This is a genomic window from Nocardiopsis sp. NPDC007018 (genome assembly GCF_040635075.1).
Taxonomy (GTDB): Bacteria; Actinomycetota; Actinomycetes; order Streptosporangiales; family Streptosporangiaceae; genus Nocardiopsis.
This window is the reverse complement of record NZ_JBEYHA010000003.1, coordinates 1-22,125: the sequence shown is the minus strand read 5'-3', so window position 1 is coordinate 22,125 and position 22,125 is coordinate 1. Positions and strand designations below refer to the sequence as shown.

The following is a 22,125-nucleotide window of genomic DNA, read 5'->3' as shown; positions in this document are numbered from 1 at the left end:
GGTACCACTCACACCCCGTAGTGGCCGCTCCCGCTGTCCCGGATGTCCATGCCCCGTGCCAGCTTCGTGAACACGTCGTGGTCGATCTCCCCCGAGCGGTACAGGGAGATGAGCGCGTCGCGGCGGGCCTGGTTGATCTGGGTGAGCGTGGTCCTGCGGTCCCGGGCGAACTCCTTCACCCGGTCGAGGTCGTCGCCGTCCCCGTCCAGCAGCCCCTTCACGTGGCCGATCCGCTTGCTGAACCCCCCGCGGACGACGTCCGCCGTACGGTCGTCGATGTCGCCGTCGGTGAGCATCTCGTCCACCCTGCGCACGGCGGCGCAGTCCATCTCGTACTCGGCCCTCAGGAACTCCCGGTGACGGGTGCGTTCGTCGGTCAGCCCCAGCTTGCGCAGCAGCCACGGCAGAGAGCTGCCCTGCCCCACCAGCGTGCCCATCACGACCACACCCGCGATGAAGATCAGCGCGCCCCGGTCCGTGAACTCCTGTCCACCCAGCGTCGCGGGCAGGGACAACGCGATGGCGAGCGAGACCGCCCCGCGCATCCCGCTCCAGCTGATCGCCACCCGTTCCCGGAAGTTCGACACCGACATGCGTGACCGCGAGAGGAAGCGCTGTAGCGAGGTCAGGAACAACATCAGCACCATGCGCAGCACGATCGCCGCGACGGTCACCAGAAGCGCCGCCACCACCAGGTCCACGATCGAGTAGTGCGCCCGCACCGCCCGCAGCACCGCGTCCAGCTGCAACCCGAGCAGCACGAACAGCATCGCCTCCAACAGGCTCACCAGGGTTCCCCAGATCGTCTGGCCGCTCACCCTGACCCGGGGCGGCAGCAGGCCCTCGCCGTGCGTGCCCAGGTAGAACCCGGCCACCACCGCCGAGAGCACACCGGAGAACCCCGCCATCTCGGACGGGACGTAGGCCACGAACGGGGTCACCAGCACCGTCATCAGCTGGAGCGACGGGTCCTGGACCCGGCTCCGCCCCCAGGCGATCACCACCGCCACCACGGCGCCGTAGAGCAGGCCGCCCACCACCACCTTGCCCAGCTCCAGGAGGGCGTCTCCCGGGGTGAGCGGTCGCAGCATGGCGGTCACCGCCAGGCTGAACAGGGTCAGCGCGACCCCGTCGTTGATCAGGGACTCGCCCTCCAGGATCGTCAGCACCCGGCGCGGCGTGCCCGCCCGCTTGAGGATCGCGGACGCCGCCACCGCGTCGGTGGGGGCGATGGCCGCTCCCAACGCGATCGCGGCGGGCCAGCCCGCGTCGGGGATCAGCAGGTGGATGACGGCGGCCAGGCCGAACGCCGTCGCCAGGGTCACCCCCACCGACATCACGATGATGGGCCGCGCCAGTTCGCGCATGTCGCGGGGGGAGGAGAAGAACGCCGCGTTGTAGATCAGCGGCGGGAGGAACACCAGGAGGATGATCTCGGGGGTGATCGACATCGAGTGCATCCACGGCACCACCCCGAGGAGCATGCCCAACACCACCAGCACCACCGCGCCCGGCAGGCGCACGCGTCCGGCGATCAGCTGCCCCGTGATGACCGCCACCACCACGACCAGCGTGGCGACCACGTAATGCTCGACGGACACCCCTGCCCCCTCCGACGCCCCGGACCCCGCCCCAGCATGCCGGGGCGGGGCCGGGCCGCGCCGCAGGACGCGCCGCCACGGACCCGGGTCAGCGCACCACGAGGAAGGCGTCCGGGTCCCGGGGAGGCCTCTCCCTGGGCGCCTCGGCCGCGTACCCCACGGCCACGGCTCCCATCGGCAGCCAGTCCTCGGGCACGTCCAGGACCTCGCGCACCACGTCGGCGCAGAACATCGTCGAGGAGATCCACGCCGAACCCAGGCCCTCCATGGCCAGGCCCACCAGCAGGCTCTGCACACCGGCTCCCATGGCCACGAGGAACATCGACCGTTCGGCGTCGGCCCGGCGCTCGTCCGGGTAGGGGTGCGCGCCGTCCGCGACCAGGAACGGCACCACCAGGGAGGGGGCGCCGCGCAGCACGTCGCCGCGCCGGGTCCGCCGGGCGATCTGCTCCTCGGTGAACCCGTCGCCGCGCAGGTCCTCGACCCAGGCGGCGAGCATCGCGTCCAGCAGCCGACGACGCGTGTCCCCGGACTCCACCGACACGAACCGCCAGGGCGTCGTGTGGTGCGGGGCCGGGGCGGTCACCGCGGTGGCCACCGCCCGCCGCACCAGCGCCGGGTCGACCGCGCGGTCGGTGAAGGAGCGCACGGTCCGCCGGGCCGCCACCACGTCCCGGGAGCCGTACCGGAACAGGTCCTCGTCGGCCGGGCGCACGAGCGCCGCCGCCCCGGGGCCGTCCTCCTCGGTGACCAGGGGGCCCAGGCCCGAGACCACGGCCACCGGCACCCCGGAGGTCTTGCCCTTGACCAGTTCGCCGGCGGCCGCGACCTCGTCGGCGACCGCGTTGATGGTGGCCTCCATGACCGTGCCGTGGCTGTCGGCGGTGCCGCGCAGGTCCTGCGCGGGGACGATGCCCGCGGCACCGATCGCCACGTCGGTCTGGCCCAGCCGCCAGGGGCGGCCGAAGGTGTCCGAGACCACCACGCCCACGCGCACGCCCGACAACTCCGCCAGACGAGCCCTCAGGGCGCGCGCGGAGGCGTCGGGGTCCTCGGGGAGCAGGAGCACCGTCCCCGGTTCGACGTTCGAGGCGTCGACCCCGGCCGCGGCCATGACCAGGCCCGACCGGTGCTGTGAGATCCGGATGTGGCCCATGCGCGCCACCACCCGGTCGGTCTCGGCGTCGATCGCCGCCTCACGGTCGTCTCCGGGCTGGGAGCGCCCCTCGGCCTTGCTCACGATCTTGGAGGTGACGACCAGCACGTCGCCGTCGGTGAGGGGCTGGCCGGAAGCGGCCACGGCCTCGGCGACCAGCACCGCGAGGTCGTCACCCGCGCGCACCTCGGGGATGCCGGGCAGCCCGCGCACCGTCAGCGTGTGCGCGCGCGACCACTCCGGAGCCGGCTCGGTCCGCGTCTGGACGCTCACCGTGCCCCCGCCCCGCGCTCGGACAGCTCCAGGGCGAGGTCGACGGCGGCCCGGGCGATCGCCTCCGTGGACTCCGGATCGCTCATGTACAGCGGGCGCGAGCGCACCTCCACGCCCTCCACGGCGGTGTCGGCGTCGGCCTCGTCCACCAACCAGCCGTCCAGCAGGTCGGAGCCCAGGTACTCGGCCACGGCCCCGGCCCCGGTCTCCACGCCGACGGCGGTCAGGCACGCGTCGGCCATCCCGCGCACCGGGGCGCCGCCGATGATCGGTGAGACCCCGACCACGGTCTTCTCCGCCATGGCCTCGCGGATACCCCCGATGTTGAGGATGGAGCCCACGCTCACCACGGGGTTGGACGGCGGGATGATCACCGCGTCGGCGTTGCGGATGGCACGGATGACGCCGGGAGCGGGCGCGGCCTTCTCCGCGCCCATGCTGATGATCTGCTGGGCGGGCAGTGCGGCCCGGTGTCTGATCCACCACTCCTGGAAGTGGATGGCCCGGCGGCCGTCCGCGTCCTCGACGATCACGTGCGTCTCGACCTGGTCGTCGGTCATGGGCACGAGCCGCACGCCGGGCTTCCAGCGGTCGCACAGCGCCGTGGTGACGGAGGAGAGCGGGTACCCGGCGGCGATCATCTGCGACCGCACGACGTGGGTGGCGGTGTCCCGGTCGCCCAACCCGAACCAGGTGGGCTTCATCCCGTAGGCGGCGAGTTCCTCCTTGACCGTGAAGGTCTCGTCGGTGCGCCCCCAGCCCTGTTCCTCGTTGATCCCGCCGCCGAGGGTGTACATGACGGTGTCCAGATCGGGGCAGATCCGGAGGCCGAAGAGGGTGATGTCGTCACCGGTGTTGCCGATGACGGTGATCTGGTGGTCTGTGGCCTGGTCCGATTCGGCCGCGGCGTCGATTCCCAGGGCGGCCTTGAGACCGCGGAGGAAACGCGCGCCGCCGATACCGCCAGCCGGTACGACTATCCGCATGCGCCCAAGTCTGGCAGGCTGGGGGCGAGTATGGGTCGTCTGCCCCTCCGTGGGTACGATCCGGCGTGACCGTTCCGGTACCGACGGTGTGTGAACCATCGGGCGGCGGTCGCCATCCCACTTCATCGGCCCCGCGTTCGGTGTCCCCGACGTTCGTTCGAGCGCGCTCTGGCCGATTCACCCGACAGCCCGACGATATGCCAAGCTTCCTCCGACGCGACGGCGAAGCAGAAGAGGGGAACCTCTCTTGAACAACGAAACACTCGACCGCCTGCGCCTTCCCGGGGCCTGGGTCCTGCTGGGGGCCGTGGGCGTCCACATGCTCGCCGGTCTCATCTCGGTGATCATCGGCTCCGGCCTCCGGGACTCCAGTTTTGCCGAGGCCATGGTGGAGAGCGGTGGGTCCTTCTACGGGTTCTCCGTCTCCTTCCTGCTCGTGGCCGCGATCGCCCTGGTGCTGACCAGCCAGCGCACCCGCCCCAACTCGTTCCCGGTGATCCTCACCGCGATGATCCTGGTCGGCGTCGGCCTGCTGTTCTGCCTCATCGCGCTGATCAGCGGCTTCCTCGACATCCGTCCGGGTCAGGGGGGTCTCGCCTTCGCCGGGTTCCTGGGCCGTCTGGCGCAGGGCGCGGTGCTCGGTTTCTTCGGGTTCTACCTGATCAAGATCTTCAACGACCCGACCGTGGTTCCGCGCGCGCAGCCGCAGCAGCAGGTGTACAACCAGCAGCAGTTCCCGCCGGCCACCGGTGCGCAGCAGTCCTTCGCCCAGGCCGCCTACCCGGCCGCCGACCCCGCCGCGCAGCAGCAGGCGTACGGCTACGACCCCGCCGCGCAGCAGGCCGCGTACGGTCAGGACGCCGCCGCCCAGCAGCAGGCGTACGGGACCGGCGCCCAGCAGGCCTACGGCCAGGACGCGGCCGCGCAGCAGCAGGCGTACGGCTACGACCCCGCCGCGCAGCAGCAGGCCGCGTACGGTCAGGACCCCGCCGCGCAGCAGGCGTACGGGACCGGCGCCCAGCAGGCGTACAACTACGACGCCTCGGGTCAGCAGGCGGCCTACGGTCAGGACGCCGCCGCCCAGCAGGCCGCCTACGGCCAGGACGCCTCGGGCCAGCAGCAGGCCTACGGCTACGACGCGTCGGGCCAGCAGCAGGCGTACAACTACGACGCCTCGGGTCAGCAGGCGGCCTACGGTCAGGACGCCGCCGCCCAGCAGGCCGCCTACGGCCAGGCCTACGACCCGTCGCAGTACGCTCCGCAGCCCGCCGCCGACCAGCAGGCCCAGGACGCCATCGCCAACGGTTGGTACCAGGACCAGGGCCAGCAGGCCCAGGACACCCCGTCCGAGCCCGGAGTTGAACCATTCTTTAACTCCGGTGAGAACAATGGGGCCGAGGCGACCGACCAGAGCGGTGGCACCTACGGCAGCCAGTACGGCTCCGGCACCGGATACGGCTCTGACCAGCAAGGACAGGGCGGTGCCGACGGTCAGCAGAACTGGTACGGCAACGACGGCCAGCGCTGAACCGGCCCGGGCCGCCACGCTCTCCGCGCCTGGGGAAGGTACGTGAATTGCGTGGTAATCCACAGAACGGACATCGCGGGCCTGCCGTTGGAGGCTCGTGACATGATATTCAGTGGATTACCACGCAGTGCGCTTGACTCACAGTGACGCGCACACGTGTAATTCCCTTGTGGGATTTCCACCCGACCTGGGGGACGAAAAGGGTCGGGGACATCTATTGGGGGGCAACAGGAGGTGCGCATGAGCGAGGTCATCCCGCTGGCGCACGGCTCGGACGAAGATCTGGGCTGGCAGGAACGTGCCCTGTGCGCGCAGACCGACCCGGAGGCGTTCTTCCCCGAGAAGGGCGGCTCGACACGGGAGGCGAAGAAGGTCTGCCAGTCGTGCGAGGTACGTGCGGAGTGCCTGGAATACGCGCTGGAGCATGACGAACGCTTCGGCATCTGGGGGGGACTCTCCGAGCGCGAGCGCCGCAGGCTGAAGAAGGCCGCCGGGGGAGATTTCGATTTCCTGGCGGACATGCTGTAGGGGTACGCGTCGGGCGCGCCCGGGCCACGAGCCCGGGTGCGCCTTTTTCATGTTACGAGCCGTTCGGGCCCTTGGACAGGATTGGTTCGAGAGGTCCGCTGAGAGTTGAATGCGCCACTATGGGCCCCCTCGTCTCCCGGGCCAAAATGGTCCGTATTGGTGCGGGGTGGCGTATCGTGATGTCCCGCGTTCGCGTCCGCGAGCCGCCCCGGCGCACCCAGGCGCCCGCCGACCGTCCAGGCCGGCACACACCGGACCCGCGCACGGGCCCGCCCCTTCTCCCGGAGAGACCCGACCACAGCCGTGCCTGACCTGGATTCCGCCCGCCACGTCGTCACCGCGGTCATCGTGTCCCACGACGGCGCACGATGGCTGCCGGAAACCCTGTCCGCGCTCCGCGGCCAGACCCGCGCCGTCCAGCGGGTCGTGGCCGCCGACACCGGCAGTACCGACGCCAGTCCCGACCTCCTCGCCGACCACCTGCCCGCCGACGCCGTCATCGACCTCCCCGCCCGCACCGGATACGGCGACGCGGTCAGGGCCGCCCTGGACCTGCCCAGGTCCAGCACCGACGTGCACGGGTTCGAGGACGACGCCACCGAGTGGATCTGGCTCGTCCACGACGACCTCACCCCGGAGCGGGACGCCCTCGAACACCTGCTAGCGGCAGCCGACCAGGACCCCCGCAGCGCCGTCCTCGGCCCCAAGCTCCGCGACTGGTTCGACCGCCGACTGCTCGTGGAGGCGGGGGTCACCATCGACGGCGCGGGCCGCCGCGAGACCGGTCTCGAACAGCGCGAGTTCGACCACGGCCAGCACGACGGCACCCGGCAGGTCCTGGCCGTCTCCAGCGCCGGCATGCTGGTCCGCCGCGACGTGTGGGAGCGCCTCGGCGGGTTCGACCCCGCACTGCCGCTGTTCCGCGACGACATCGACTTCTGCTGGCGGGTCGGCGGCGCCGGGCTGCGGGTGCGCCTGGTCACCGACGCCGTCGCCTACCACGCGGAGGCCTCGGCCCGCCGCCGGAGGCGCATCACCGCCACCCGCAACCACCCCCGCCGGGTCGACCGCAGGCACGCCGTGTTCGTGCTGTTGGCCAACCTGCCCTTCGGCGGGATGCTGTTCGCTCTGCTGCGCAACTCCGTGGGCTCCGTACTGCGCGTACTCATGTACCTGCTCATCAAGCAGCCCGCGAACGCCCTGGACGAGGCGGCCGCGATCACCCTCGTCTACGGGCGGCCCCTCCGACTGGCCCGGGCCCGGTTCCGGCGCCGCCGCGACCGCCGCCGCACCTACAGCGCCATCCGGCCGTTCCTGGCCCGGGGGGTGGCGATGCGGCAGTTCGCCGACGCGGTCACCGCGCTGCTCACCGGCGAGCGGATGGCCGACACCGCGGGCCGCCACCAGGCGGTCACCGCGCCTCCGGGAGAGGAGGACGACGGCGTCGCCGACGACTCCACCTCCTTCTTCCGCCGCGTGGTCCTCCAACCGGGAGTGCTGCTGGTCATCGGTCTCACCGTGGTGACCCTGGTCGCCGAGCGCTCCCTCCTCCTGGGCGGGGGCATGATCGCGGGCGGGGCCCTGCCGCCGGTCACGGGCAACGCCCTCGACCTGTGGAACCTCTACCTGGCCGGGCACCCCGACAGCGGTGCGGGCTCGGCGGTGGCGGCGCCGCCCTACGTCGGGCTGCTGGCCCTGTTGTCCACCGTCACCCTCGGACAGCCGTGGATCGCGGTCATGGTGATCCTGCTGGGCTGCGTACCCCTGGCCGGGCTCACCGCCTACCTGCTCGCCCGTGAGGTGCTGCGCTTCCGCCCCGCCCGCCTGTGGATGGCCGGTGCCTACGCCCTGCTCCCCATGGCCACCGGGGCCGTCGCCCAGGGAAGGTTGGGCACCGCCCTGGTCCACGCCCTGCTGCCGGTCCTCGGGCTGCTGCTGGTCCGGCTCGTCTCCCTGCCGCCCAAGCCGTCCCGCCGGGCCGCGTGGGGCCTGGGACTCGCCCTCACGGTGGCCACCGCCCTCGTCCCCCTCGTCTGGCTCCTGTGCCTGGTCACCGGGGTGCTGGTGGCGGTCGCCTTCGGCCACCTGGGCCGTCGTCTCTTCGTCAGCGTGGCGATCAGCCTGGGCACCCCCGCCGTGCTCCTCATGCCCTGGACCCTCGAACTCCTGGCGCATCCGAGCCTGTGGCTGCTGGAGGCGGGGCTGCACCGGCCGGAGCTGTCCAACCCCGGCGCGACCCCCGCCGAGTTGCTCATGCTCTCCCCGGGCGGCCCCGGAACGCCCCCGTACTGGGTGACCGCGGGATTCATCGCCGCCGCCCTGTGCTCCCTGCTGCTGCTCCGCAACCGGATGCTGGTCGCCGCGGGCTGGAGCCTGGCCCTGTTCGGCATGCTCGTGGCCGTGCTGACCAGCAGGATCGTCATCGAGCCCTACTTCGGCGGCCCGGCCGCCCTGGTCTGGCCGGGCGTCGCGCTGGCCTTCGCCGCCACCGCCGTGCTCCTCACCGCCGCCACCGCCGCCCGCGCCTTCGGGGACATGATCCGCCTGGGCGGCCTGCGCCGGTACTTCGCGCTGGCCGTGGCCCTGCTGGCGCTGGCCACCCCGGTCTCGGCGGCGGCCCTGTGGATGTGGGAGGGCGTGGACGGGCCGGTCACCGCCGACGCCCCCCGGTCCGTGCCCGGCGCACTGGAGAGCGTGAGTTCGGACGGCACCGAGCCCCGCACGGTCGTCGTCACCCCCGCCGACGACGGCAGCGTCGACTACGTGGTGGCCCGGGGCCGAGAACCCCGGTTGGGGGAGGAGCGGATCGTGCCCGAGACGGCCACCCGCGCGGCCATGGACCGTGCCGTCGCCGAACTCGCCGCGGGACAGGGCGGCGACCAGCTGGTCACCCTGCTCGACCACGGCGTCCAGTTCGTCCTCTACCCCCGGCCCGAACTCGGCGGTCCCGCCGACGCCACCATGGTCGACACCCTCGACGGAACCCCCGGCCTGGGGCGGCAGTCGTTGTCCGACCACTACGGGCTCTGGCGGATCGTCGAACCCACCGGCGTTCTGCGCGCCGTCTCCGAGGACGGGCTCGACGCCGAGGCGCTGCGCGTGCGCGGCGCCGCCGACGACCTCACCGCCGAGGTCGACGAGGGCCACCCCGGCCGCCGTCTCGCCCTCGCCGAACCCGCCGACGGCGGTTGGCGGGCCACGCTCGACGGCGACGCGCTCGCCCCCGTGGACACCGAGAACGGTACCCAGGCCTGGGAACTGCCCGTACACGGCGGTGAGCTGCGCGTGTGGCACTCCGACCTGGTGCACACCGCGTGGCGGGTCACCCAGGGGGCGCTCCTGCTGATCGTCGCGGTGCTGGCCGCCCCGGGCGTGCGCACCGAGGAGGAGCGCAGGCTCATCGCGGCCACCCCGATGCCACGGCCCCGGCGCCCCCGCCGGGCGTCGCGCGCGAGGTCGCGCCGGGCGGCGGCTGGGCCCGGGGTCACGAGATCCGAGTCCCCGACAACAGAGGAGGCCGGGGTCGAGTCCCCCTCCGAGCCGGAGGAACGACCGGACACCGGACCCGACACCGGGCCCGCCACCACCGGTTCGCTCCCCGCCGTCCGCGGACGGCGCCGGGGGACGCGTGGCACCCGCCGGGCCGGGACCCGCAGGGCCGCCGGCAGACGCCGGGCGGGCACCGAGGAGGAGGGGTAGGACATGCGACTGATCGTGGAGAACCGGTTCGCCCTGTTCGGGTTGGTCGCGCTGGCGCTGCTCGCCCTCTTCGGAGTGGCGTTCGCGATCCAGCCGATCAACGCCCGGATCGGCGCGTCCGCACCCGACACCCTCCGCCCGGACCTGGCCGCTCGCGTGTGTCCCGCTCCGCACGAGGCCTCCGACGACGCCGAGAGCGCCGTCGCCGCCTTCGCTCCCCGGGTCAGCCGTGATGACGAGGGCGAGCTGAGGGCCGTCCCCCTGGCCGAGGTCGACGGCGACCCCGGGGCCCAGACCCTGGGCGAGGAGCTGACCGAACCCGGGCGGGTCTGGCGCACCGACGTCTCCGACGCGACCCGGCCCACCTCACTGCGCGCCGAGGGGTCCCTGGCCTCCGGGCTCGACGCCGCGCAGACCACCGTCTCCGACGACGGCATCACCGAGGTGCGCTGCGCGGCGCCGTCCATCGGCACCTGGTTCGCGCTGCCCGGGGCCGAGGACCCGGACGACGTCGAGCTGGAGGCCCTCACCGCGCACCTCGCCAACCCGGAGGACTTCCGGGCCACCGTGAGCGTCGACATCTACACGATGGAGGGGCCCTCCTACTCGCCGGACAGCAGGGGAATCCACCTCGACCCCGGGGAGTCGACCGAGCTGGACGTCACCGAGCTCATCCAGAACACCGGGGCCCTGGGCGTGCACGTGCGCACCAGCACCGGCCGGGTGGCCGCCTCCCTGCTCGCCGAGCACTCCTCGGGTCACAGCGACTGGGTGCCGCCCACCCGCGCGCCGGACGACGTCCAGGTCGTCCCGGGAGTGCCCGGGGGAGAGGGCACGCGCCGACTGTTCGTGGCGGCCCCCGGTGACGAGCCGGTACGGGCCCTGGTGCGCGTGGTGACCGAGAGGGCCGACGCCGACGACGCCACCGAAGCCGAGCCCCTGGCCCTCAACGTGCCGCCCGCCGCCTCGGCCTGGCTCTCCCTCGAAGGGGCGCTCGCGGAGGCCCCCGGAACGGTCGTCGTCGAGGCCGACGCCCCCGTCGTCGCCGGGGTGTCGGTCGAGACCGTCGACGACGGGAAGGTCGTCGAGACCGCCTACACCGCCGCGGTCGACCCGCTCTCCGGGCCGCTGGACACCACCGCCGTCATCCCGGACATGCCCGAGGGCGTCGACGTGGAACTGGTCCTGGGCGCCCTGGAGGAGGACGCCCAGGTGGTGGCCACCCCGATCGCGGCCGACGGGAGTATGGGCGATGCCGTCCGAGCCGAGGTCGCCGCAGGGACCACCCACGTCTTCGGTACCGACACCGAGGGGTGGGGGGCTCCCTCCGGGGCCGACCCCCGGGACGGGTACGCGGTCCGCCTGGAGCTGTTGGAGGACTCCGGTCCGGTCTACGCCGCCCGCGTGTTGCGCTCGGGCGACGCCGTGAGCGTCCTGCCCGTGACACCGGCGCCCGTCAGGGTGCTCCTGCCCGAGGTCCGCGACAGCATGACCGGCATCGTCCCCTGACCCGGGTCGGGAGCCCTTCTCCCACGTACCCGCCGGATCGTCCCAGGTCCGGGACGGGTGGCGCCGAAGTGCCAAGGAATGGTCCGAAACGGCCAATCCAGGTCTGCCATACTTGGCGCGGATCTGGACGGGGCACTTCGGGAGGTAGACGTGGACGAATCGTTGACCGGGGATTTCGGGGTTCCGAAGGCGGATTCCGACGGCGACGATTTCGTCGCGGCACCCGATTCCCCGCACCCGGAGGAACGGGGGCCGAAAACCCGGGTTCCGGAGCGGCCGTCGCCCGCGCCCTGGGAACGGCCCGACGTTCCCCCGGCCCCCGAACTCGACGGGCCGCCCACCGAATCCCCCGAGGCCGCGTCCGGGGCCGGGGAAGTGGTGGCGGCCGTCGGCGGCCTGGAAGAACAGGTGCGCAAATTCCACGCGCGCAGCGAGAACCAGGAACAGATCATCCGGCAGATGCAGAGCCGGATCGAACAGCTCCAGGGCGACCAGGTCCAGGCCCTGCTCAAGCCCGTGCTGCGCAGGTTCGCGGGCCTGCACGCCCAGGCGGCCGAGGCCGCGGAACGGGCGCGTGAGCGCGGAGAGAAATCCGAAAAGGACTTCGACTTCTTCATGGACGCGATCGAGGAGTCGCTCGGTCTCATCGACGTCGAATCCGTGGAGGCCGCGCCCCTCGTCGAGTTCGATCCCAAGAAACACCACGCGGCCCGCGTCGTCCCCACGGCGGACGTCGAATTGGACAAGCGCGTCCAGCGTGTTCTGCGGCAGGGATTCTCCTATGTCGACGCGGACCGTGTGTTCCTTCCCGCGCAGGTGAGCGTCTACCGTTACCAGCCGCCCCAGTAGGGTGCTTCCGTCATTGTTCGGACCGGTCACCGGCCGCGGACCGGGCGTGACGGGTGTCATACGACCAATTCCGAAGAAGGAGTCTCACGTTGAGTGACAGCGTGTACGGAATCGACCTGGGTACGACGTACTCCGCCATTGCCCGGATCAATGATCTCGGGCAGGCCGAAGTCGTCCCCAACGTCGACAGCAACCCGACGACCCCCTCGGTGGTCTACTTCGAGGACGGCAACAACATCGTCGTCGGCGAGGAGGCCAAGCGTGTACAGCGTTCGGCGCCCGACCACGCCTGCTCCCTGATCAAGCGCCACATGGGTACCCCCTACCCGCTGGACTTCCACGGCGAGCGGTACACGCCGGAGAGCGTCTCCGCGCTGATCCTCAAGGAACTGGTCGCCACGGCCAACAGCGAGAGCGGCCAGGACGTCACCAAGGTCGTCATCACGGTCCCCGCCTACTTCGGGGTCAAGGAGAAGGAGGCCACCAGGCAGGCCGGGCAGATCGCGGGCCTGGAGGTGGTCGGCATCGTGACCGAGCCGGTGGCCGCCGCTCTGTCGCTGGGCATCCGCGGGGAGAGCGCCGAGACCGTCCTGGTCTACGACCTCGGCGGCGGGACCTTCGACACCACGGTCATGCGGGCGGAGGCGGGCCGGGTCGAGGTCGTCGCCGTCGACGGCAACAAGTCCCTGGGCGGCGCGGACTGGGACACCGCCCTCTCCCAGCTGATCGTGGAGAAGTTCGTCCAGGCGGCCGGCCTGGGCGAGGAGGACCCCATGCTGGAGGAGGAGTTCGAGGCCGAACTCCTCGGCCAGGTCGAGGAGACCAAGAGGTCCCTGACCAAGCGGGAGAAGGCGACGGTCCGCTGCCGTTACCAGGACAAGGACGAGAAGGTCGAGGTCACGCGGGACGAGTTCGACTCCGTCACGCGCCACCTCGTCGGGCAGACCCTGGAGATCGCCCAGCGGACCGTGGCCACCGCCCAGGGCAAGACGCCGGGCCTGACCATCGACCGCGTGCTGCTGGTCGGCGGCTCGGCCAAGATGCCCATGATCGAGACCGCTCTGCGCGAGCAGCTCGGCTGGGACCCGGCCCGCAGCGACTTCGACCTGGCCGTGGCCAAGGGCGCCGCCATCTACGGGCAGGCCGCCGTGGACGAGGTCCTGTCCACCGACGGCTCGGAGGTGGAGGTCGCCCCGAACGCGGAGCAGAAGTACTTCCTCGGCGGGGCCAAGGCCCTGAGCGTCACGAACGTGCTCTCGCGCGGCCTCGGTGTGCGCTTCCTGGACCCGGACAAGGACGAGGAGTACATCAGCTTCCTCGTGCACGCCAACGACTCCATCCCCGTGCGGCTCGACCCCATCACCGCCCTGACGCTCCAGGACCGGCAGAAGGAGGTCTCCATCGCGCTCTTCGAGCAGGGCGGCGAACTGGAGTCCCCCTCGCCGGAGGACAACCAGCTCCTCCAGGAGAAGTCACTGGAGATCCCACCGATGCCCAAGGAGTCCCCGGTCGAGATCACCCTCACGGTGACCGCCGAGGGCCTGGCCCGGGTCACGGCCTTCGAGCCCACCGGCAACCGGACCATCGACGTCGAGGCCCAGGTGTCGGTGCTCTCCGAGGCCGAGGTCGAGCAGGCGGCCAAGCAGGTCTCCGGTCTCGCGCTGCGTTCCTGACGCGGCCGGAGAGCGGTTACCGGAGGGACGGGGAGGCAGGGGTGGCGTTCGACGCCAAGCAGTACAGGAAGACGGTCCTGATCCCGCTGGAGAAGGACAAGGACCGGATGGCGGTGCTCCAACAGGCCATCCGGGACGTCCAGGGAGAGGACGGGGCGACCGCCCTGGCCCGGTTGGACGTGGCCGGGATGTTCGCCGTGGAACCCTCGATGACCGGGGCCGAACTGGAGCGGCACCTCGGTAGCGTCGAGGCGGCCTTCAACAGTCCCTCGATCAAGAACAGGCGATCGGCGCAGCTGCTGAAGAAGCTGCTGGAACTGCTGCGCACGTCCGGTGCGGCCGTCGCCGATCCCGCGTTCTGGTCCGGGATGTCCCGGGCCAGGACCGAGGCCGTGCGCGCGCAGCTGGACGGCTTCGCCCGGGCGGTGGCCCAGGAGCACCCGCTCCGGGTGGTTCTGCCCGAGCAGGTGAGAGAGCTCGCGGCCGGTACCGGCCTGGGCGGGGTGTCCGAGGACGACCTCGCCGACGCGCTCTCGGCCCACGGTGTGCGGGTCGCGGCCGACTTCGAGGTGCCCAGGGTCCGGGTGCCCGCCGCCGTGCGCGTGGTGACCGACTACCCGGAGTTCCGGACCCTGGTGGACGTGGTGACCCGCCCCGAGCGGCCCGAGGGGATCAGGGTCGTCGACGAGCTCTCCTTCGGTGAACCCGCGCGCGTGCTGGGCCCGAAGGACGTCGCCCGGGCCCGGGGACTGCTCCAGCAGCAGGAGGCCCGGGTCGAGGAGGGGGCCCGCCAGGCGGCCCAGAACGGCCTGGCGGCTTTGGCCGAGTGCGCGTCCCCCGCCGACCTGCACGCCCTGGTCCTGTCCTCCCTGGCGGAGACCGTGGAGGGCCTGCTGCGGCGCGGTCAGCCACGCGTCACCGTCCACGAGGAACTGTGCCGGCGGGGGTTGGACCAGACCGACGCCGCCCGATTGGTCACCAAGCTGTCCGCCTCCACGAAGGTCCTCAGCGCGAACGACGTCGCCGAACGGCTGGCCGACGGCGCCCTCGGCGAGGCGCGCCGACTGCTCGACAGCCTCCCCGAACCGGAGGAGGACGAACGCGCCGAGCGGGAACGCCTCGCCCGGCGGGTCGAGGAGGCCGAGCGCAAGAAGGGGCGCAGCGTCGTCCGCTACGACGCCGCCGTCAAGCAGGGCGACTACGCGGCCGCCGCGGCCGCCCTGCGCGAGGCCCTGTCCGTCGACACCCGCGACGAGGAGCTGCGCAACCGGCTCCAACGGTTGCCCCCGCTTCCCCCGACGAACCTGTCGCTGAGGGCGGACGGGCGCGCGCTCGTCGCGTCGTGGAGCGCGGACGGGGAGGGCACGGCGCGCTACGCCGTGGTCCGGACCACCGGCGGGGTCCCGGCCAACCCCCGGGACGGCGAACTCCTCGCCGACGGCCACACCGGCACCGTCTTCAGGGACGAGCGGGTGCCGGTCGGCACCCGGGTGCGCTACTCGGTGTTCGCCACCCGGGACGGAGTCCTCCACTCGGCTCCGGCGACGGACACCTGTGAGGTCCTGCCCCCGCCCTTCGACCTGGACGCCTCCGCCGGTTCCTCACAGGTGTCTCTCTCGTGGGGGGTGCCGTCGGAGGCCCTGGGCGTCGTCGTCACCCAGACGGCGCCCGACGGCACGCGCACGACGCACCGCCCCACGACGCCCGGGCAGACGACCGTCACCGGTCTCACCCTGGGAACCAGGTACCGGTTCTCCGTCGCGGCCGTCTACCTGGCCGACGACGGCCGACAGCGCGAGTCGGTCGCCGTCACCGCGGACGCCACCCCCCGGGGCACCATCCGTGCGGTGGACGACCTGCGGATCGACTCCTCCCCGGACGGTCACCAGGCCAGTTGGGGAACGGTCACTGGTTACCCGGTCGAGGTGTGGGCCCTACCGCCCACCGCACGGATCGAACGCGGGACCCGGCTGCCCCGGGCCCGGCTGACCGGCATGGGCGGCCGAAGGCTCACACTGCGCCAGGACGGCGGGGCCGACGGGCGCACCGTGTGCTCGTTCGACCTCCTGCCCGAGGTCAGCCTGCTGGTTCCCGTGACCGTGGACGGTGACGGCGGCCTGGTGGGTACCGCGCGGATCACCGGCTCCGCGCCGCAGGTGCGCACACCGACCGCCGAGAGACTGGGCGGCGAGCTCAGGCTCTCCTGGGAGTGGCCCGAGGGCGACCACCAGATCGAGGTCGCCTGGCGGGCGGGCGGCCGACCGGTCACCCGCCGTGTCTCGCGGACCGCCTACAACGACGGCGGCGGGGTGCGCGTCCCGGACGCCGACTCGATCAGCGACATCACCCTGTCCACCGTGGTGCGCGCCGGGGACCGGGAGTGGTCGTCCGCGGCCGTCCCCGTCCCGCTGAGCGGTCCCGCCCCCAAGGTCCGCTACTCACTGGAGGTCAAGCGCTCCTGGATGGGCGGAAAGGGCTCGGTGAGGGTGACCGCCGAGTCCCCCGACTTCCGAGGAAGGGTCCCGGCCGTCACGGTCCTCAAGGAGGCGAAGTTCATGCCGGGCGACGCCTCCGACGGGACCGTGGTCGACCGCCGGGAGCTGGACTTCACCGACCGCGACTCGCTCTCCTACGAACTCCGGCTCGGCAGGGTCGCGTCACCGTTCTGGGTGCGGGTCTTCGTCGAGCCGGGAAGCGGCGCCCGGTTGCAAGATCCCCCGACAAGCCAGATGCGAGGCTGAGGCGCAGTGCTCTTCACAACGACGGCCCCGTGCCCGTACTGCTACACCGAGATCAACCCACGAAAGCTCGCCTACCGGTGCTCCGGACGGCACTCGGCCGGCCGGACACCCTGCGAGAAGCGGGTCGACCCCGCCCGCAGCAGGCACTTCAACGACACCAACGGGTACTGGCCCGTCATCGGGGAGGAGAAGGGCAACCTCCTGCCCGGGGTGCCCAGGCCCTCCCTCTCCGGCAACTGCGAGAACTGCGGGTCCGAACCCGGGCCGCCGGTGTGCCCCGAGTGCCACTCACTGCTGCCCTCCGAGTACGGCGCCGACTCGGCCCTCTTCGGCATGGTCGGCGTGCGCGGGTCCGGCAAGACCGTCATGCTCTCGGTCCTTGACGCCGAACTCCAGACCTCCGTCGCGGACCGCTTCGACGCGGCCATCGACGCCCCGGGCGGCAAGTCCGGGCTCACCCGGGACCTGCGGGTCTACCACCAGCTCATGAGCGGGGGCGGCGGGACCGTCCCCGGACAGACCCAGGAGAACCGCAGCGGACGCAAGGAGCCCGCGGTCTACTCGTGGCGGTACACGAAGAAGGGCCCGCTGGGGACCTCGCGGACCGCCTCCACGGTCTTCTCCTTCTACGACAACGCGGGTGAGGACTTCGCGACCACCGACGCGGCCCTGACCCAGCGCTACCTGGGCGCCACCTCGGGCGTCATCCTGCTGTTGGACCCCTTCGGCTTCCCGGAGAACCGCACGCGTGCGGAGGCCAGGGGAGCCGGGTTCGTGGAGACCGGGCCCGAGGAGGTGGTCGACGCCATCACCTCCGTCCTGCGTTCGACCGGAGGCGTCAAGCGCACGAAGAAGATCCGGCAGCCCATCGCGGTGGTGGTGTCCAAGATCGACGCCTTCTTCGACCAGATCGACGAGGACCACCCGCTGCGCAGCCCCTCGTCGAAGCGGCCGGTGTTCGACGAGTCCGAAGGGCAGACCGTGCACGACCACGTCGGGCTGCTCATCCAACAGTGGGGAGGCGCGGGCCTCCTCCGGAAGCTGGAGCACAACTACGGCTCCTTCCGGCTCTTCGGAGCCTCGGCCCTGGGGGCGGAACCGGACTACGCCTCCCAGCGCGTGAACCAGCGCGGCCTCCTGCCCCACCGCATCGCCGAACCACTGCTGTGGCTCATGGCCACGCGCGGCTTCATTCCGTCGACGGGAGCGTGAGATGGGTTTCGAGACAGCGACCTACACCGACGTCACGGCGGGCGAGGCGATCGACGGCGTCGACGGCTTCAACTTCCAGGCGGTCTCCCCGGGGCTGACCGGGGTGGACCGCCAGCGCATCCGGGAGGGGCTGCTCCACCGGGTGGTTCCCTCCTGGGACCTGGGGCACGATCCGCTCGACCACCCGCCCACGTGCGCCTTCGAGGTTCGTGACGGGCGCAGCTACCTCTCCCGGGGCCGGTCCACCGGTATCACCAACAGCGGCCGTCCCGGCAACCAGGTCACCCAGGTCATCGCCACCTCCGACCCGGGCGACTTCGTCCCCTACCGGCCGGCCCAGCTCTACGGCGCCCTCCAGTGGAATCTGGAGAAGGCCGCCGGACCCGCCCCCGAACCGTGGGTGACCCCGCTGGAGGTCCGACCGGAGTTCGAGGTGGACGCCCTCCAGGACATGGTCACCGGTGACGAGTGGGCGGCACGCGTCCTCCCGCACTACCTGACGATGATCGACGCGGCCCTCGGACCCGCCCCGACCAAGACGGTGCTGCTGCACGACGACCTCGACGAGGTCATGCGGTGGATCGCGCTGGGAACGCTCTTCGTGGAGTCCGAGCGGGCCCGGACCCTCGGGTTCAGGGCCCTGGTGGACGACCCCTGGCGGACCGACGCGGTCCTGGTGGGGGTGAGCCCCGGGTTCGGCGCCGTCGACCTCGGCTCCGCGAACGTCCTCGACCTGCGCGACCGCACGGTCCCGGACCTCGAACCCAGCGAGGTCGCGCGGGCGCGCGCCGCCCTGTTCCGCGACCACGACGCGGCCGACGCCCTCACCGCGGTGGAGGTCGCACGGCGCTGGGAGACCACCCTCGGCGCCGAGCTGGCCAACGACGCCGCCCGGCTGGTCGCGGTACCGGACCCCGACACCGACGGTGCCGGGGCGTGGCGCACCGCGGTCTCGGCGATCGACCGGCTCGCCCGGGCCGGGATGGAGGACGACCTGGCCCTGTACGGCGAGGAACTCAGCGAGGCCTCCGTCACCTACGGCCCGACCACGGCGGAGGAGTTCACCCTGGCGGGAGGGGCCGTACGCCACGCGCACGGCATCGGAGCCGACGACGTGGCCCGCGGCGTGCTCCTGCCCGCGCTGGAGGCGCTCGCCGCCGCCCCCGGGCACGCCGGGGCCTTCGCCCGGGAGCTGTCCGGGGCCGCGACCCCGCTCGAGTGGGAGTCGGAGGAGGAGCGCGCGGCGGCCGGGGGGTTCCTGGGCACCGTGCTGGCCTCGGCCCCCACCGACTGCCTGGCCGACCTCTTCGGCGCGGCCGGGGCCGTCGGAGCCCCGGTCACCGAGGAGGCGCGGGCGGAGGCGGCCGATAACCTCTCCGCGTTGTGGCTCACCGACCCGGACCTGGGCCGGGACCGGTGGCGGTCGTGGCTCGGAGGGAAGGAGGTGGCGGCGGCCACCGCGCGGCGCCTCGGCGACGCCTTCCACGCCAACGACGAGCGGGCCGTGGAGTCGCTGCTGCGGGGGGACTGGGACTTCCTCGTGGCGGAGGCCGGTAGCCCGGAGCTCCGTGGCTGGGTCGAGGCGGGCCGGATCAGCCGTCTGCCCGTGGCCGAACGCCGCGAGCGGATCGTCCGCTCCCTCACCATGCCCGCCGAGGCGTGGCAACTGGCCCTGACCGGCACCGAGGTACGGGACGACCCCGCCCTGTGGGCGGCCTGGGTCTCCCGCCACGGATACACCAACTCCCTCCAGGTCCGGGTGCGGACGGCTCTGGAGCGGGCCCGCTCGCCCTTCCGGGGAGCCCGGGCGGAGGCGACGGACTGGAGTCCGCTCCTGGAGGTCCTGGGGGACGCCCCGGACCGCGCGCTCGCCGAGGCTGCGGCGGAGTACCTCCGGGCCCGGGGGGTCCTGGAGGCCGCACGGTCCAAGAACCGTGACGAGGCCGACCAGACCCTGGAGACGGACCTGCTCCAGATGCGGCCGGTGGTGCCGTTCCTGCTGGCCGACATCGGCGCCCAGATCCTGCGCACCGACGACTCCCCCAGGACCGGCCGGGGCGGCGACGAGAGTGAGGGGGCCGACCGCGAACGGTCCGAGCGGGAGAGGGCCGACCGCGGCAGACGGACCAGAATGGTGCGCGCGGTCACTCCCTGGGGTCCGGCGGCCATCCAGGTCCACCTCGTGCGCCAGGCGGACCAGCGCCGGTCCCCGAGCGTGGTCGACCGCGCCCTGCGACTGCTCTCCGACTCCGACGCGTCGGTGGCGGAGGCGGCGGACGCGGCCCTGGCCCGGATCGCCGAGACACAGCCGGAGCTGATCCGCGAGGTCAGGGGCCGATTCCGGTTCCGCAGCGAACTGGACAAGTACCTCAAGGGGCGGTCGGACCGGTCGGGTGACCGTCGCAGACCGGGCAACCCCTTCGGTTGGGGGAGGGGACGGTAGATGCCTCAGCTCATCTTCATCCTGGCGATGCTCGGCCTGGGCTTCCTCGCCATCGTGGCCGTCATCTTCCTGGTCGTGTTCGTGGTGTGGACGATCGTCGCCCTCCTCGTGCGGATCTTCGCGTGGATTCTGGTCATCTGGCTGGGCTCTTCCCTGCTGGGGCTGGTGCTGGGCATCCTCAGGGGTGTCGTCCTGCCCCCGTTCGTGCTCGCGGGCCGCGAGGAGGAGGAACCCAGGATCGCCTCACCCGACGCCGTCGTGGCGGGGCAGGTGCTGGGCAAGGCGCCGCGCGGTCAGGCCAAGCACTCCGGCTGGGACCACGCCTGGCCCGTCTACATCCCGTACCAGTCCAAGCGGGACGCCAACGCGGTGCTGGCGGCGTCGAGGCGGATCGGCGGCGACGCCGTCCGCTTCCTCTTCGACGGGTGGATCATCGGGCTCCTCCTCCTGCCCGGCGTCATCGGCTACGCCCTCGGCGTGTGGCTCTCGGTCCTGAGCTGGTACCTCATCATGCGGGTCCTCGGCGGCGCCGTGCACCTCGTGCAGTGGTTCGGCATCCTCCTGTACCGCTGGTCCGGCCGACTGGCCCAGCGGCGCCGGAAGGCCGAGCTGCACTGCGTCAAGTGCTACCGGGCCACACCGATGCCGAGCTACCGGTGCGCCGACCCCGACTGCGGGACGGTCCACCACGACGTCCGCCCCGGCCCCCTCGGCGTCACCCACCGCCGGTGCGGGTGCGGGACCCGGATGCCGGTCACGGTCAGCAAGGCGGCCCGCCAGCTCACCGCCCTGTGCCCCTTCTGCCTGGGAGACGCCCCGGACGGAAGCGGAACCCGGCGGGTCCTTCCGCTGCCGGTCATCGGTGCCGTGAGTGCGGGCAAGACCCAGTTCCTGGCCACCGGGGTGGTCGAACTCGGTGAGCGGGCCGAGGCGCTGTCCGGCTCGCTCACACCGATCTCCCCTGAGGCCGAGGGGTTCGTGCGGACCGCCACCACCGCGGTCTCCCACGGCCGGAGGGTGGCCAAGACCGCCTGGGAGGACCGGCCCGAAGGGGTTCCGCTCGTCCTGTCCCTGCGGGGGCGCGAGGTCGAGGTCCACGTCATGGACGCCGCGGGGGAGAACTTCGTCAGCTGGGACCGGTCGCAGTCGCTGGGCTACATCGACACCGCCGACACCCTGCTGTTCGTCCTGGACCCCCTGGCGCTCCCGGAGGTGAACGAGCGCCTCCGGCGCGCCGACGAGGGGGACGCGGTCCCGCTGGCCCAGGGAGACCAGGAGGACGCCTACGCGAGCGTGGTCGACCGGCTCCGGGCCTCGGGGATCGGGCTGGAGGCCAAGCGTCTGGCGGTCGTCCTCACCAAGCTGGACGTGCTGCGGCGGGTTCCCGACGCCGGTGCGATCGACCCGGAGGACGGGGCCTCCGTCCGGGCCTGGCTGAAGGAGAACGGTGCGCGCGGATTCGTGCGGCGCATCGACCAGGACTTCCGGACCGCGCACTACTTCGCGGTGAACTCGCTGGGCGCGGCGGACGGACTCGACCCGTCCCATCCGGTCCGGGTCTTCGACTGGGCGCTGCGCGCCACCGATCCGAAGCTGGCCGTGCTGCCCACACGGGAGTCCGTGTCGGCGGGAGAGGGGGAGTGAGCGTGAAGGGGATGAGAGACGGTGTCCCGCTGGTCTACCGGACGTTCCGCAACTCGTGGACCGTCCTGCACGTCCTGCTCGTGGTCGCGGCGGGGGCGGCGCTGGTCTGGTGGTGGCGGGAGGGCAACCTCGTGGAGCTCCTGACCACCTTCTTCGACGGCCTGCTCGCCCTCCAGAGAAGCGTGGGCGGTCTGGTCCGCTGGCCCTGGAGCGGTTGGTAGCGCCCCCCGGGCCCTCGGCGGTCAGGTCGCCGTAGGTGCCGGTCGCGGCGTTGTAGCCGTGG

Annotated in this window: 14 protein-coding genes; 11 read left to right on the top strand and 3 right to left on the bottom strand. The window is 72.3% G+C overall.

Annotation, left to right across the window (positions count from 1 at the left end):
* Positions 1–8 precede the first annotated feature (8 nt).
* The 3 genes from ABZ635_RS02050 to cofD all read right to left on the bottom strand — a co-directional run bounded on the left by ABZ635_RS02050 (position 9) and on the right by cofD (position 4,016).
* Entirely contained in the window at positions 9–1,601 is a 1,593-nt protein-coding gene (locus ABZ635_RS02050) for a Na+/H+ antiporter (protein ID WP_357757463.1), read from the bottom strand.
* 88 nt (positions 1,602–1,689) lie between these two features.
* Positions 1,690–3,030: a coenzyme F420-0:L-glutamate ligase gene (locus tag ABZ635_RS02045; protein WP_357757460.1), complete on the bottom strand. Its 1,341-nt coding sequence runs from the start codon at positions 3,028–3,030 to the stop codon at positions 1,690–1,692.
* Positions 3,027–4,016, bottom strand: coding sequence for a 2-phospho-L-lactate transferase (cofD, locus tag ABZ635_RS02040; protein ID WP_357757457.1), 990 nt, complete (start codon positions 4,014–4,016; stop codon positions 3,027–3,029). Before cofD ends, ABZ635_RS02045 begins: the two co-directional genes overlap by 4 nt.
* 247 nt (positions 4,017–4,263) lie before the next feature.
* On the opposite strand from cofD, the gene ABZ635_RS02035 reads away from it, so the two are divergent.
* The 11 genes from ABZ635_RS02035 (at position 4,264) to ABZ635_RS01985 (ending at position 22,063) form a co-directional block, all read left to right on the top strand.
* Positions 4,264–5,544: a hypothetical protein gene (locus tag ABZ635_RS02035; protein WP_357757455.1), complete on the top strand. Its 1,281-nt coding sequence runs from the start codon at positions 4,264–4,266 to the stop codon at positions 5,542–5,544.
* 240 nt (positions 5,545–5,784) lie between these two features.
* Positions 5,785–6,072 (top strand): WhiB family transcriptional regulator, encoded by a 288-nt coding sequence (locus tag ABZ635_RS02030; RefSeq protein ID WP_014908913.1) that lies wholly within the window; start codon positions 5,785–5,787, stop codon positions 6,070–6,072.
* Positions 6,073–6,375: 303 nt separating this feature from the next.
* The gene (locus ABZ635_RS02025) at positions 6,376–9,771 is read left to right on the top strand and encodes a glycosyltransferase family 2 protein (RefSeq protein ID WP_357757452.1); all 3,396 of its coding nucleotides are present in this window, start codon (positions 6,376–6,378) and stop codon (positions 9,769–9,771) included.
* 3 nt (positions 9,772–9,774) lie between these two features.
* Positions 9,775–11,280: a DUF5719 family protein gene (locus ABZ635_RS02020; protein WP_357757450.1), complete on the top strand. Its 1,506-nt coding sequence runs from the start codon at positions 9,775–9,777 to the stop codon at positions 11,278–11,280.
* 78 nt (positions 11,281–11,358) lie between these two features.
* The gene (gene grpE, locus ABZ635_RS02015) at positions 11,359–12,129 is read left to right on the top strand and encodes a nucleotide exchange factor GrpE (RefSeq protein ID WP_357757447.1); all 771 of its coding nucleotides are present in this window, start codon (positions 11,359–11,361) and stop codon (positions 12,127–12,129) included.
* Positions 12,130–12,218: 89 nt separating this feature from the next.
* Positions 12,219–13,802, top strand: a complete 1,584-nt coding sequence (locus tag ABZ635_RS02010; RefSeq protein WP_357757444.1) for an Hsp70 family protein — start codon at positions 12,219–12,221, stop codon at positions 13,800–13,802.
* Between the two features lie 41 nt (positions 13,803–13,843).
* Positions 13,844–16,543, top strand: coding sequence for a fibronectin type III domain-containing protein (locus ABZ635_RS02005; protein WP_357757441.1), 2,700 nt, complete (start codon positions 13,844–13,846; stop codon positions 16,541–16,543).
* A gap of 6 nt (positions 16,544–16,549) precedes the next feature.
* A complete protein-coding gene (locus ABZ635_RS02000; RefSeq protein WP_357757438.1) occupies positions 16,550–17,755 on the top strand; it encodes a hypothetical protein in 1,206 nt (401 codons plus the stop codon).
* Between the two features lies 1 nt (position 17,756).
* Positions 17,757–20,198: a hypothetical protein gene (locus ABZ635_RS01995; protein ID WP_357757436.1), complete on the top strand. Its 2,442-nt coding sequence runs from the start codon at positions 17,757–17,759 to the stop codon at positions 20,196–20,198.
* A complete protein-coding gene (locus ABZ635_RS01990; RefSeq protein ID WP_357757433.1) occupies positions 20,199–21,842 on the top strand; it encodes a hypothetical protein in 1,644 nt (547 codons plus the stop codon).
* Positions 21,843–21,853: 11 nt separating this feature from the next.
* Positions 21,854–22,063, top strand: a complete 210-nt coding sequence (locus ABZ635_RS01985) for a hypothetical protein (protein ID WP_357757886.1) — start codon at positions 21,854–21,856, stop codon at positions 22,061–22,063.
* Positions 22,064–22,125: the final 62 nt, after the last annotated feature.